Raw genomic sequence first — 12,952 nt, 5'->3', positions numbered from 1 at the left:
ATAAAAGTAGTTGCAGCGCTTTGAGCTGCAACTACTTTTAGTGATCTATAGCTGTCGCCATTCTTGGACATAAAACCCAAATAATGTGAGGCGGCGCGAAGCGCCGCCTCACATTATTTGGGTTTTGATTTGTCCTGATACAGGTGGCTATAGCTATACTTAGATTCATTTGCTGTATTCAGATTGATTAATTGGGCAAGACGATTCACTTCTTCTAATGGGACAGCAGGATATATCGGTAAGTAAAGGATGCTACGCATTAACTTAGTTGCAAATGATGACTCCTCGGCAATTGATTTCAGACTAGTTGTTCCTGTGGTCGAGTCAAAACCTGCCTTTCTCAATGTTTGCATTAGCATTTCTGGATTTTCTGTTATCAAAGGAACTACCCAGTACGAATGCAGCATTACACCGTTTCCAAGATTAGAGTTTGTCTTTTTTAATGAATCAAAAAAGACAATAGCCGACTGCTTGCGGCGATCGTAATAAGTCGCATCAAGATGCTCTAGTCTATGGAGCAAAAGCCTAAGCATTCTATTGGGAGGACGGTATCGCAATTGAGTCTGGATATCTCCTTTCCCAAAGCCACGGGTTAGCATACTAATAAAATTATTTGCATCTAATTTCAGAAAATTTAAACAAGCGATAAGAACCCCAAAGATCGTAGGAATAGAGAGAACTTTAAGGCATAAATATTTGAGTAATCTTGTCAAGAACCAGAAATCAGTCTTGGCAGGATAGGTTTGCTCGATATCTCGCATTTTCTGGACTAAATTGGGATCTTGAACGATGGTTACTGAACCACCTAAAGCTGTACAAGATTTGATTGGACCAAAACTGAAAAGACTGATATCAGCATGAAGATGTCCCAGATATCGCAGACCATCGAATGCTTGAGCGCAGTCTTCCACCAGCAGGATATTATGGCTCTTGCATATCTCGACATAAGGATCGAGTGGCGCGATCGCACCAAATAACTGGGCAACGACAAATATCCTGCTTTGATTAGAGATAGAGGCTTTGAGCGATTCTAAAGAGGGTGCAAGTGTCTCTAAGTCAATATCTATGGGAACAGGAATACAATGATGCTTTTTGACAATCTCTTCCATGTGAGCTATGTTTACCGCGCTCATCATAATTTCGGAGCCAGCAGGTAAGCATAATGCTTGGAGTAGTAGATCAAAGGAAGTTCTAACGCAGAGTGTAACTAGAACTTCCTTTGGTGTATGCCAATAGGATTGAATCTGGGTAATTATTTTTGCTCTTTCAGACCATGCGAAGGAAGAAACTAGGCTTATACTTAAATCCTTAATTGAGATATCTAACTCAATCCGTGGATATATTTTCATGGCGATCGCTCTCAAAAAAGTTGATTTTAAGCTCTGTACCTTGCCACAGTCGATCAAAGTTGCTGCGATGTCGGTAAATTATGAGAAGACTACCGACACACACCATCAATTTATAAGCGACGGGTGAGTGAGTGCAAAGCATGAGACTTGAGGAGGCGATCGCAGCCAATATAGAACCAATCGATGTCGTTCGCCACATGACGACCGTCGCTAGCCAAAAACTAAATGCTCCTAATCCTACAATCCAATTAAAAGCCAATAGAATTCCTAAACCTGTAGCTACGGATTTACCTCCCTTAAAATCAATCCAACAGGAATAACTATGTCCCAAAATCACTAGTAAGGCTGCTCCTACTACAAACCATTCATTTTGAGGCTGGATATTTGCCTCGAAACTGTTGAAAAACAGAGGGCTTGAGGTGGTTTTGAGTTCACTAATAGATTGTATTAGTAAGATGGTTGTTGTGCCTTTGATTAAATCAATCCCAAACACAAAAATACCTTTATCTTTACCAATTGTGCGCCAGACATTTGCGGCTCCCGTCGAACCAGAACCATGTTCTCTAATATCAAGCCCTGCGCTTCGACCCACCAGATAACCTGTTGGTATCGAGCCAATAAAGTAAGCAAGAATCAATAAGCTAAGTTCCATAATTAATCTCGTTAAGAGAGTTTTTGGATTAGTAGTGCGAGGCTTTGCTGCATACCACTAATCGTTTACTAAGCAGGGATTAACCGCAAAGTTTAATAAAATTATTCTTGAAAAACTTTAATTATGGTGTCTAGGCTCTGATCGCTTAATAATTATTTATCTTTGCAGCGAGACTTACCTGAAAGGAATCACCACTAACTTCTACGAACTCAAAAACTAAGTTAGCCCATGTCTGATGGCACAATCACGGCTAGAAACAGATAGCCTTAACGGGCGCATCGCTTCGGTTTAAAGTATGTGCTCTCTGAACGTAGACAAATTTTGCTAGAGCCAGTGTACTTCAAAGTTCCGATCTATTAGTTGTTACGTCTCTTTTTGTACAGGATGCACTGTTGTAGCTCGTATAAGCTCTGAACCAATAGATGGCACACCCTGATGTTTTCTCTGTAAACTTAGTCGCTCTAAGCATATTTCAAGACTCATATTTTCTTTGATTACTGCATCTAGCGGAGAGAAGATGCTCAAAATAGTAAGTCGTTGCTCATACGTTTCTCTTACAGAGTTTGATAATGCAAAACACTCATCTTTGTGGCTATCTGCAAACTTATCAAGCATCTTGCACTCGATTGGAGAAATTACGTTGACAACTGTCTGTCCGAACTGGATACACTGCTGATAAGTAGGTACTTTTCCTTGATGAATGACTTGATTTCGTAATTCAACCATCTTGTTTGGCAGTAACACTGGAGGATCACCCATCTCCACAAACCAGAGCATGGCAAAGGCTCCAAGTTGCCGCTCTGATTGCTTTGATACTGCTGTCCAGCATTTATCGACATCTTGCTGAGAGATAGACTTTGATCGACAGATGACTCGAATTGCAAACTCATAAAATCGTTCAAGAGATGCAGCAAAACTAGCGATAGATTCTCGTAAATACCCATCTAACAAAGCATTAGATGCGATCGCAAAAAGAACCTCATGCTTTGGTGTACGCAAAACCGTTTTTGATCGGTGTCCTTCTGGGCATTCAAATTCATAAATCCCATCATCCCGAACAGAGCAAAGACGAGAGTATTGTACAAAAGAGGACTTTGCTTCCAATTTGTTATTGGAGCAAATGTTACAGGTAATTTCAATTTTCAATCAAAACTCCAAAGACATAACAGCTACATTGGTAGAAAGAGGCTTCTAGTTATTACCAGAGTGTTGATACTAGAGCGTAAGCAAAAGTGAGTGTAAAAACCGTCTCAGAAACGCCAAGTTTTATGTCAAAGCCCTTTAAGGATAGCAAATGACTAATAATGTAACCAGCTAAAGCATTCCAACTGAGTTGACAATAAGGCATTCAACTAGAGTAAGGACTAGTTCCAAGCTTATCCTTTTTATTATTTAACGTAGCTTTAGTCAGACGATCTAACTACATGGATTTGTACGGAAATTTTCCGTTTAGGTAACTGAAATAAGTTGATTATACGGAAAATTTCTGGGTAGAGCAACCAATTGGAGTACTAACCTATTTTTTGAGCATAACACATCTAATTTGTTTGGAATGATACATAGAAAAGAGTGCGAATTTAGAGTTTGGTCGCTTAACAATTATTTGTCTTTGCGATCGTTAAACCCCGTTAAAGATTGCTGAGAGAAGTCCCAGAATAGAGTTGACTCACCTTGCGATCGCAAGATCACTTCAGTACCTACTTGTACTTCCCCCACCACCGCACAAACTAAATCTTGTGCCTGAAAAAGCGCTTGCACTGCTTCTACATTTTCAAGACGAATGCTTAATAGAAATCCATAGCTAGGGAAAGAAATCAACCAACGCTCTAAGGGAACATTCTCAGGACAGGGAATCCGATCTAAGTCGAGAATTGCGCCACAATTAGAAGTTTCGGTGAGCATTAGTAAAGTTCCAATAATCCCACCCATACTGATGTCTTTAGCCGCATCACATAATTCTGATTTGGCGAGATATGGCAGGATCGATAAATTCTCGCGTAGTTGCTGCGGATCGGCTTTAGTTGCCGCATTCCAGAATGGGTAATCAGGATGGAACTGACCACGCATATTGATCGCCGCTAACAAAATATCATCAGGCTTCGCGTTAAAACTGGTGAGTAACTTCTGAGCGCGTCCCAGAATTGCTACTGACAAAGCATTATAGGGACTGCGGCAATTTGTATGTCCACCAACAATTGGCACTTGATAAGCAATAGCCGCCGCTTTCATTCCTGCTAATAGTTCAGAAATAGAGTCGGGCGACTGACTCCAGAGCGTATCGACAACAGCGATCGGTTCACCCCCCATTGAGTAAATATCACTAACATTAACCATCACCGCGCACCAACCCGCAAACCAAGGGTCAGTGTCGATCAATTGCGGTAACATCCCCTCAGCAGCAAGTAACAAATAGCCATCGCGATCGCGAATTGCCGCACAGTCATCACCTAACAGAATTGCATCATTCCATTGCTCACCTAGCCCTCTTGCCGTAATCTGAATATCCTGCTTATGCAAGATACCCATAGATGCTCTAAGTTTTGCTGAAAGTGCCGCCAGCATCTAGGAAGCCTCACGGATTTGAGCAGGATAAGTAGGACGAATTTCATCGCTTGGGGGATAGAAGTTAAGATCAGCTTCCATAAAATGATGGGGGCGATCGCAGATCGTCATTTCCTTAAGCGATTCCCAATGCAGACGTTGGAAGAAGCGCACATTCTGGATCTGGACTGTGGCAAAGAAGCGATCGCATCCCCATGTATTCGCCGTTGTCACCGCTTTATAAATCAAGCCTTTGCCAATTTGCCAACCCCGTCGATAGTCTTTGTGCGTGCCTAATCTACCTCCATACCAGATGCCTTTTTCGGTTTCATAGATGCGGACAACGCCCACAACTTGGTTGTTTTCAGGATTAATCGCCACAATCGGATAGGCGATCGCATCGATGTCATCAACATCATTTTCTTCAAATACATACTGTTCTTCTACAAAGATGGCTTTGCGAAGTTCAAAGTATGCGTCGATTTCTTGCGGTGTGGAGGCAAGTTTAAAAATGTAAGCGGAAGTCATGATAATTATCCCTAAGTTTAATATTCTGCCCTCACTCCCATTCTCCTGCGGGAGCTATAACCCCTCCCTAGCCCTCCCCTTGCAAAGGGGAGGGAACAGGATTTCTAGTCTTCCCACTTTGCTAAGGGAGGGAATAAGGTTTCTAGTCTTCCCCCTTTGCAAGGGGGAATTAAAGGGGGTTTTTGAGACTTGTGTGTACAAGGTAGCCATCTGGGAGAGGGGCTAGGGGTGAGGGGCTTATTCAAAAAGAGAAAGTGCTGAACAAGCGCCACACTTCGCGCAACCTGCTTTGATATCGGCAGAAGACATCTGCGATCGCTTTAGCAATGCACCCACCTGCTCATAAACCGCAAACATAAACTCCGTCGTCGGTGCAGGATGATTAGCTAAGGGCGTGCCGCTGATTGGTACAAAGGGAACGACAAAGGGATAAACACCAATGCTAATTAGGTGATCGCAGGTTTCCACCAGAGTTTCTAAACTATCGCCTAAGCCTGCTAAGAGATAGGTGCTGACCTGACCCCAGCCAAATACTTTGACGGCAGCAGCAAAGGCTTCAAAATAATAGTCAAGGGGAACGCTTGCCTTGCCAGCCATGATTTTGGCGCGAACTTTTGGGTCAGCAGCTTCCAAATGCATTCCTAGAGTATCAATACCTGCCGCTTTCATGCGCTCAAACCAGATAAAATCATCGGGAGGTTCGCATTGGGCTTGAATGGGAATATCCACTTTGGCTTTGATGGCTTTGGCGCATTCCGTCAAATAAGCCGCACCGCGATCGCTCGTATTTGGTGTCCCCGTAGTCATCACCATGTTCTTAACTCCATCCAAGCGCACCGCAGCTTCGGCAACTTCGGCTAGTTGAGCAGGAGTTTTGCGAGCGATGGTACGTCCTGCTTCGAGAGATTGCCCGATCGCACAAAATTGACAGGACGTATCCGTATTGTTATAGCGCATACAGGTCTGCAAAACCGTTGTTGCTAGCACATCGTGGCTGTGAAGCAATGCGATTTTCCAATAGGGAATGCCATCGCTGGTGGTGAGATTATAGAAGTTAGGAGACTTAGGAAAAGTAATGGGCGCGATCGCTTCTTTTCCTGATTCTAAGAGCATCTCGTTAGTTTCGGCATTAATCTCCACCCTATAGGGAGAACTAGCTGCTGAACTATTGAAAACTGGAACCATCACCGTTGTGCCATCAATAGCGATCGCCTTATGATCGGAGGGGCCTGCGCCGCCTTTACGCCCATTCGCTCCCATTTGGCGATCATTTTGGCGATCAACCAGTTGCAAACCCTTAGTCTGTAATTCTGTAATTAATTGTTGCTTATTCATGGTGATAGCCTTTACAGACAAGGGGCTTAAGCCCCTTGTTCCTATAGTTGAGAATCTGCGTAATCCTTTAATCCGTTGAATCCGCGATCGCCAATTGGAGAAATTATGACATCACCTCTTTGATCAATCTGGAATCCTGCAAAAGCATCAGCGTTCAAGTGAGCCTGAAGTAAATCTGGACGCGCATAATGTCCAACCGAGTCCATCATCCGCTTGCGCTTGGTGATCAGCGAGAAGTCTAAATCTGCGATCGCCATGCCTTCACCTTCTGTAATCGGTGGGCAAAGATGATTTCCTTCTGGTCCAATAATTGCCGTGTTGCAACCACCACTTAGAGCCTTTTGGAGTTTCTCATCACTGGTGATTTGACTTACTTGATCGGTCGAGAGCCAGCCTGTGGCATTAATCACAAAGCAGCCAGACTCAAGGGCATGATGACGGATCGTGACTTCGATTTGGTCAGCAAAAATCTGTCCAACTAGAGATCCCGGAAATTGAGCGCAGTGGATCTGCTCATGCTGTGACATCAAGGCAAATCTCGCCAAGGGATTGTAATGCTCCCAACAAGCTAGAGCGCCGACTTTCCCAACCGCACTATCCACTACCTTCAATCCTGCGCCATCACCCTGTCCCCATACCATTCGCTCATGATAGGTCGGTGTGATTTTGCGTCGCTTTAGTAACAGTGAACCATCGGCATCAAAAATTAGCTGTGTGTTATAAAGCGAACCACCATCGCGTTCATTCACACCTAACACAACAACGATACTGTGCGATCGCGCGGCTTGGCTAACCGCTTCCGTAACAGGACTGGGAACGACAACAGCTTCTTCGTAAAGACGCATATGTTCTTTTCCCATCATTACAGGCGGCTGCACGAAGGAAAAGTAAGGATAGTAGGGAACGAAGGTTTCTGGGAAAACGACGATCTGAGCACCTTCTTTCGCAGCATTGGCGATCGCTTGCAGGACTTTCTCGGTCGTACCATCGCGGCTGAATAAAACTGGACTGATTTGGACAGCGGCGGCTCTAACTTTGCGTGAATAATCCACGATTTTGTGAAGTCCTTATAGAGTCCAAGTATCGAGAATGAAGGCGTTGTCCTTGCGATGTAAAAGAATGATATCCAATACATCCAGAGGACTAATTGGACGAATGCCAGGAATTAGCGATGGTTCACCATGTCCATAGAGAGCTTGCAGGGCAAAGCGACAGGCATAAACCTTGCCACCTTCAGACATGAATTTAGAGATTTGGTCATTGAAATTCTGATGTCCGGGGAAAGCAGCATCACCTAGTTTTGGGAAACCACGCTGTACACCCAGAGTTACCCCAGGACCATAGAGCAAAATTGAAGTCTCAAATCCTTTACGAAGTAAACGAGTAGCTTGTAAAAGATTTACAAAACCGATTGAACCTTCAAAAGCGACAGTATGGAAAGTGACAAGGGCTTTCTCCCCCGGTTCAGCTTTGACATCCTCAAATACTTTCTCTTCATAATTCACAAAGAAATCGCCAGTCTGGTGAGCAGGAGCAGTTACTTCAGGCATTGTTGTTTCCTTTAAGGTAAATGATTAAGAAGCTATTAGCTGTTAGCTATTAGCTTTAAAATTTGAAGTTCAAAATGGTTGCAATATCTAAATAATCTGACAGTCAGTAACAAAGCTAAAAGCTAAGAGCTAAAAGCCTATACCTAACTAAGAACTTGAAGTCAGATTAGTTTCTATCTGAGGTTCCATTTTGTATCTCTGGTTACGAAAAAGAGAACTCTATCTTTATCGATAGGAAGGTGATCGCTTTCTTTAGGAATTCATCAAAATGCGATCGCTTACCTATCGAAATCGATAGGTGATCATGAGCCGAGTAAAAACTCATTAACCACAGTCCAATCACTGACATGGGCAACCTTGCGTCGTGCCATGATGTAATCTGCGAGATAAGTCGCATCTTTAGCAACTCCTGAGAATCGCCCCGAGCCCCATGTATAGAGCCAAGGTAATCCTAGAAAGTACAAGCCTTTCACCTCAGTCACTCCGCGATCGTGTCCAGGATAGCCCTTGCCATCAAATACAGGAATCTCGATCCAGCTAAAATCAGACTGAAAACCCGTACACCAGATCACGGTTGTAATATTCGCCTCAGCCAAATCTAGATCGGGAATATCCATTTCTGGTTGCCAGACGGGTTGATAGGGAGGCTCAAGGGGGGCATCAAGATTATTTTTAGCAATAAAATTATCAATCGTTTTCTTAATGCTCTCGGAAACGGCATCAGCTCCATCAAGGTTTTGCTTGAGGTCGTTGAAAAATTCCAATTTATTACTAGCAATATTTTTTAACCTGCCATGCAATTGCATTCCTTCTAAAGCAAAACGGCGCAAATCGATTTCTCTACCGCCATCACGTCCTGTTAGATAATGATTAGCCTTAGAACGGACTTTTTCTTTTTGGGGATGCTGATCGATGGAAAGTTCATAATATCCCATTAAATCCAGCCATTCCACTGCATCCTTACCGCGATAACGACGTGGCGATCGCGGCGCACTACCCACACATAGATGGACTTTGCGCCCAGCCAGATGTAAATCTTCGGCAATTTGGCAACCCGATTGACCAGTCCCAATTACCAAAACTGCACCTTCGGGGAGAGATTCAGGATTTTTATACTTTGAAGAATGCACCTGCAAAATATGCGCTGGTAAGCGCTCCGCAATTTTGGGAATCTTGGGCTGATGGTATGCACCTGCGGCTACGACCACCTGATCGGCAGTGTAATCACCAATGCTCGTTGTCACTTCAAAAATACCGCGATCGCCTCGTCGTAAATTCAGAACTTCTACGCCTTCCTGAATCGGTGGATTAAAGGAGCGTGCGTAATTTTCGATATAGGCTACGATTTCATCCTTTTTGATGAAACCTTCTGGCTCATTACCTTTATAGGGATAGCCGGGAAGCTGGCATTGCCAATTGGGAGTTACCAAACAAAAGGAATCCCATCGCTGCGATCGCCATGCATTCGCAATCTGATTTTTCTCAAAAATAATATGGTCTAAGCCTCTTTCCTTTAAGCAATAGCTTATGGATAGACCAGCCTGACCACCGCCAACAATTACAACGGGATAGTGATTTGTCATTGGCTAACTTCTTAAATCGCTGCTTAGAATGATTTGAGAGTAATTGCTAGCCAAACTGTGATTTTGTATTCCTAACTACGGAACCTCTAAGTCTATCGATAACGTTAGGGATAGAAAATGTATCCACGATTTTGAGGCGATCGCATTTCCAACTTCTACCTAAATCAATAGTTCATAAACCATTTAGAAAAGTAGAAAGGGTGCTTCGCGTTGCCTCTACTTTTTCAAAACTAGAAAGGGCGCTTTGCGTCCTTTCTAGTTTTGATCGCGAGATTATGCCTAAACAGGCTAGGATACAAATACATCAAGTTAATCAGGAATTTAACAATGGTAGAACGTCCTATCAAAAAAGCAGATCGTCAGCTAAACCCCGAAACCAACGAAACCACTCCTAGCGCTAGACAGTCTGACGACTCCGACAAAAGGCGTTCTTCTGGCCGTGATGGTCGTGATGGTGGTAAAGGCAAGAGAGATAAAAGAGGCGGAAGGGACGAAGAAGTCAAAGCTCCCGTAAATCTCGCTTTGGTCAGGGGACCAAAGCCAACTAAGCCACAACCAGTTGTGGAAGAAGTTATTGCTGAAGTGGCTGAAGCCTCTGAAGAAAGCACAACCGAAGAAACGACCGAAGCTTAACTATATAAAAGGCAGCGCAATGCGCTGTCTTTTATATAAAATAAAAAGCGGCGCATTGCGCCGCTTTTTATTTGCCTGTGAGTAAGCCTTGACTGGGACTAAAAACTAAAGTCAGTAAAAATAACAGCAGTACTGCTAACACGATCGCTGGGCCAGAAGGCAAGTTGAGATAGTAACTGGCATATAAACCGATCGCACTTGCCGTCACACCTAACCCCGCACCCACAAAAATCATCTGATGCAATTCCTTGACTAATAAATAGGCGGTAATCGCAGGCCCCACTAAGAGCGACACCACCAACACCACGCCCATCGTCTGCATACTGGCAATAATCGTCAAAGTCACACCTGCCATCAATCCTAAATAGATCAGATTCACGGGTAGTCCCAAAGCCTTTGCACCAATGCGATCAAAGGTATAAAAAAGTAATTGCTTATAAAACATCGCGATCGCCGCCAGCACAATCACCGTAATAATTCCTGCGCGAATCGTATCGGTTGGCGTAACGCTGAGAATATCGCCAAACAAAAAGCCATGCAGATCAATTTTGATTTTCAGCAAGGAAATTAACAAAATCCCGATCGCAAAGAAACTCGATGAAGTCAAAGCCATCGCTGCATCAACTTTCACGCGAGTTTGCGATCGCAACCATGCGATTAAAAAAGCACTGCCAATTCCTGAAATAAATGCGCCGATCGCTACGTCAATGCGCCAAAAAAAGGCGATCGCCATCCCCGGCATAACCGTATGCGTCATCACATCCCCCAGCAACGCCATTCGCTGCACAATCAAAAAGCACCCGATCGCTGGACAAATAATTCCCGCTAAACCACCTGCAATCAAGGCATTTCGCATGAATTCCAGTGCTAGTGGCTCAGTGATCCATTGCCAGATTTGATTAGCCATAAATTTCTCAATCCTTTGCTGAGCCAAAAGCAGCGATCCATTTGTACTGAATGGCGGTTTCGAGGATACTTTGCACAATCGCTAACCATGCAACATTTTCAAGTAATAAGATGGCGCTTACTAAAGCTAGTTGGACTAAAGGCAATGGCGTTAGTGTAGGCAAGTCATGATCAATTGCTCCAAAACTACGGATACAGGCAAAAGCTAGAATTGCGCCTGATTTGAGATGTGAGTTGAGATCGCCCCGCACAATGTAACGATAAGTGACGGCAAATAAAAAACCCGAAAAGCCAATCATGCCTAGCTTAAGTAACAAAATGAAGGGACTGCCAAGCTCAAAGCTACTGATTAGTTGCACAGTCAGAAAATTCTGCAAAAAGTGATGAAGTAGGGCGATCGCAAAAAACGAGAAAACACTAGCGATCGCGCCGAGAAACCCTGCTTTAAAAGATTCAATGCGATCGGCTACAGATAAATGCTCTGATTCAGTCGAAATAGGATGAGAAGATTGCACGCTCGTTAACTATATTTGGGGCTAAAGCAATCCTACATGATCTCCTATAGCAATTACCGATCATAGGTTGAGAGAGTGCGGCCCAAAGGGACGCACTCTCTCAACCTATTTAGGATTGATACGGACATCTAGTTCACCTCGCTAAAGCTCATGCAAAAATATTATCAATCCCATGAGCGATAGAAATCATGACAGGTTTACGTGAAATTATCTGTTCTACCCAAGGAGCAATTGATCTCCAAATCAATGGAGCATTGGGAATTCCCTTCAATGATTTAAATCGCGATCGCGCTGCCAAGCTACCAGAAATTTGTCGGTTCCTATATCAACAGGGACTCGATGGATTTTTTCCTACCCTTGTTACTGCATCCATTGAGCAGTTCCATCGATCGCTATTTTTCCTAGCCGAAGCGATCTCTAATCAAAAGCAAAATCCCAATCCTCAAGAAGCCAAAATTTTAGGAGTCCATCTCGAAGGGCCATTTCTGCATCCCGATAAACGTGGCGCACATCCACAACAACATCTATTACCGCTTAATCTCGATACATTACGGCAGGTGTTAGGCGATTACACCGACATTATTAAACTTGTCACCCTCGCGCCAGAACTTGATCCATCGGGGGAAACAATTCAATATTTACGCGATCGCCAGATCGTCGTCAGTTTAGGACACTCTACGGCTAATGCAGAACAAACGAGAGTAGCGATCGCCCAAGGAGCAACGATGGTCACTCATGCCTTTAATGCCATGCCAAGTTTGCATCATCGCGATGTGGGGCTATTGGGTGAAGCAATATTAAGCGATCGGGTTTGGTGCGGACTAATCGCCGATGGCGTTCATGTTTCTCCCGAAACGATCAAACTGCTCTATCGGATGAAAAAACAAATTTTTCTGGTTAGTGATGCCCTTGCGCCCCTTGGTTTGCCCGATGGCACTTATCCTTGGGACGATCGCCAAATTACGATTCAAAATGGCACAGCGCGATTACCCGATGGTACGCTCTCAGGTACGACGCTGCCTCTGATTAAAGCAGTCAATAACCTGATCGAGTGGGGAGTTTGTGAGCCAGAAAATGCTATTAAATTAGCGATCGACTCTCCCCGCCTTGCCATAAATCTTGAAATCGATCAAAATGCGCCTCAGAGGCTAACTTGGTGTAAGTACTCGTTCTCTTCTCCCGGACGATTCGGCTCTACTTCGTTTGTCTGTGAAATTAAGGGAATCCAACAAAAAAATGATCCATATAAAACCCAAAAATGTTGAGGTGAGCTAAGCCCACCTCAACATTTTTGGGATCAATTATTTTCTGTATGTCCCTTAATTAAATATAGATAAGAACCAATTTTTGAGTGGTGCTG

The 12,952-nt window shown here is 43.8% G+C and carries 13 protein-coding genes; 2 read left to right on the top strand and 11 right to left on the bottom strand.

The window, feature by feature from the left end; genetic code table 11:
• Positions 1–113 precede the first annotated feature (113 nt).
• The 9 genes from H6G05_RS15300 to H6G05_RS15260 all read right to left on the bottom strand — a co-directional run bounded on the left by H6G05_RS15300 (position 114) and on the right by H6G05_RS15260 (position 9,538).
• Entirely contained in the window at positions 114–1,349 is a 1,236-nt protein-coding gene (locus H6G05_RS15300; RefSeq protein WP_190579032.1) for an aminotransferase class I/II-fold pyridoxal phosphate-dependent enzyme, read from the bottom strand.
• On the bottom strand, positions 1,327–2,001 hold the full coding sequence (plsY, locus tag H6G05_RS15295; protein ID WP_199310571.1) for a glycerol-3-phosphate 1-O-acyltransferase PlsY: 675 nt from the start codon (positions 1,999–2,001) through the stop codon (positions 1,327–1,329). The genes H6G05_RS15300 and plsY overlap by 23 nt, the downstream gene beginning before the upstream one ends.
• Positions 2,002–2,364: 363 nt before the next feature.
• Positions 2,365–3,000 carry a hypothetical protein gene (locus H6G05_RS15290; protein ID WP_190579030.1) on the bottom strand — a complete coding sequence of 212 codons (636 nt, stop codon included), beginning with the start codon at positions 2,998–3,000 and terminating at the stop codon, positions 2,365–2,367.
• Positions 3,001–3,600: 600 nt separating this feature from the next.
• Entirely contained in the window at positions 3,601–4,563 is a 963-nt protein-coding gene (locus H6G05_RS15285) for a sll0787 family AIR synthase-like protein (protein ID WP_190579028.1), read from the bottom strand.
• Positions 4,564–5,070 (bottom strand): MSMEG_0567/Sll0786 family nitrogen starvation N-acetyltransferase, encoded by a 507-nt coding sequence (locus H6G05_RS15280; protein WP_190579026.1) that lies wholly within the window; start codon positions 5,068–5,070, stop codon positions 4,564–4,566.
• A 237-nt stretch (positions 5,071–5,307) separates the two neighbouring features.
• Positions 5,308–6,405, bottom strand: a complete 1,098-nt coding sequence (locus H6G05_RS15275; RefSeq protein WP_190579024.1) for an MSMEG_0568 family radical SAM protein — start codon at positions 6,403–6,405, stop codon at positions 5,308–5,310.
• Between the two features lie 41 nt (positions 6,406–6,446).
• Positions 6,447–7,457, bottom strand: coding sequence for a Nit6803 family nitrilase (locus H6G05_RS15270; protein ID WP_190579022.1), 1,011 nt, complete (start codon positions 7,455–7,457; stop codon positions 6,447–6,449).
• A gap of 15 nt (positions 7,458–7,472) precedes the next feature.
• A complete protein-coding gene (locus tag H6G05_RS15265; RefSeq protein WP_094534132.1) occupies positions 7,473–7,955 on the bottom strand; it encodes an MSMEG_0572/Sll0783 family nitrogen starvation response protein in 483 nt (160 codons plus the stop codon).
• A 302-nt stretch (positions 7,956–8,257) separates the two neighbouring features.
• A complete protein-coding gene (locus H6G05_RS15260) occupies positions 8,258–9,538 on the bottom strand; it encodes an MSMEG_0569 family flavin-dependent oxidoreductase (protein WP_190579020.1) in 1,281 nt (426 codons plus the stop codon).
• A 327-nt stretch (positions 9,539–9,865) separates the two neighbouring features.
• Here H6G05_RS15260 and H6G05_RS15255 point away from each other — a divergent pair, with 327 nt between their 5' ends.
• A complete protein-coding gene (locus tag H6G05_RS15255; RefSeq protein WP_190579019.1) occupies positions 9,866–10,171 on the top strand; it encodes a hypothetical protein in 306 nt (101 codons plus the stop codon).
• A gap of 67 nt (positions 10,172–10,238) precedes the next feature.
• On the opposite strand, the gene H6G05_RS15250 is transcribed toward H6G05_RS15255, so the two are convergent.
• Both H6G05_RS15250 and H6G05_RS15245 read right to left on the bottom strand, forming a co-directional pair.
• Positions 10,239–11,078 (bottom strand): metal ABC transporter permease, encoded by an 840-nt coding sequence (locus tag H6G05_RS15250; protein ID WP_199310569.1) that lies wholly within the window; start codon positions 11,076–11,078, stop codon positions 10,239–10,241.
• 7 nt (positions 11,079–11,085) lie between these two features.
• Positions 11,086–11,592, bottom strand: coding sequence for a hypothetical protein (locus H6G05_RS15245; protein WP_190579017.1), 507 nt, complete (start codon positions 11,590–11,592; stop codon positions 11,086–11,088).
• A 188-nt stretch (positions 11,593–11,780) separates the two neighbouring features.
• On the opposite strand from H6G05_RS15245, the gene nagA reads away from it, so the two are divergent.
• Positions 11,781–12,857, top strand: a complete 1,077-nt coding sequence (gene nagA / locus H6G05_RS15240) for an N-acetylglucosamine-6-phosphate deacetylase (RefSeq protein WP_242025545.1) — start codon at positions 11,781–11,783, stop codon at positions 12,855–12,857.
• Positions 12,858–12,952: the final 95 nt, after the last annotated feature.

It is taken from the genome of Phormidium tenue FACHB-1050, from assembly GCF_014696925.1.
In the GTDB taxonomy this organism is placed as follows: Bacteria; Cyanobacteriota; Cyanobacteriia; order Pseudanabaenales; family Pseudanabaenaceae; genus Pseudanabaena.
The sequence above is the reverse complement of the archived record's forward strand: the minus strand, read 5'-3'. Positions and strand labels throughout refer to the sequence as shown.

What these genes read in the sequence shown, in the direction of transcription:
- H6G05_RS15300 (WP_190579032.1), bottom strand. Translation starts at nt 1,349, where the DNA reads ATGAAAATATATCCACGGATTGAGTTAGATATCTCAATTAAGGATTTA.
- plsY (WP_199310571.1), bottom strand. Translation starts at nt 2,001, where the DNA reads ATGGAACTTAGCTTATTGATTCTTGCTTACTTTATTGGCTCGATACCA.
- H6G05_RS15285 (WP_190579028.1), bottom strand. Translation starts at nt 4,563, where the DNA reads ATGCTGGCGGCACTTTCAGCAAAACTTAGAGCATCTATGGGTATCTTG.
- H6G05_RS15280 (WP_190579026.1), bottom strand. Translation starts at nt 5,070, where the DNA reads ATGACTTCCGCTTACATTTTTAAACTTGCCTCCACACCGCAAGAAATC.
- H6G05_RS15275 (WP_190579024.1), bottom strand. Translation starts at nt 6,405, where the DNA reads ATGAATAAGCAACAATTAATTACAGAATTACAGACTAAGGGTTTGCAA.
- H6G05_RS15265 (WP_094534132.1), bottom strand. Translation starts at nt 7,955, where the DNA reads ATGCCTGAAGTAACTGCTCCTGCTCACCAGACTGGCGATTTCTTTGTG.
- H6G05_RS15260 (WP_190579020.1), bottom strand. Translation starts at nt 9,538, where the DNA reads ATGACAAATCACTATCCCGTTGTAATTGTTGGCGGTGGTCAGGCTGGT.
- H6G05_RS15255 (WP_190579019.1), top strand. Translation starts at nt 9,866, where the DNA reads ATGGTAGAACGTCCTATCAAAAAAGCAGATCGTCAGCTAAACCCCGAA.
- H6G05_RS15250 (WP_199310569.1), bottom strand. Translation starts at nt 11,078, where the DNA reads ATGGCTAATCAAATCTGGCAATGGATCACTGAGCCACTAGCACTGGAA.
- nagA (WP_242025545.1), top strand. Translation starts at nt 11,781, where the DNA reads ATGACAGGTTTACGTGAAATTATCTGTTCTACCCAAGGAGCAATTGAT.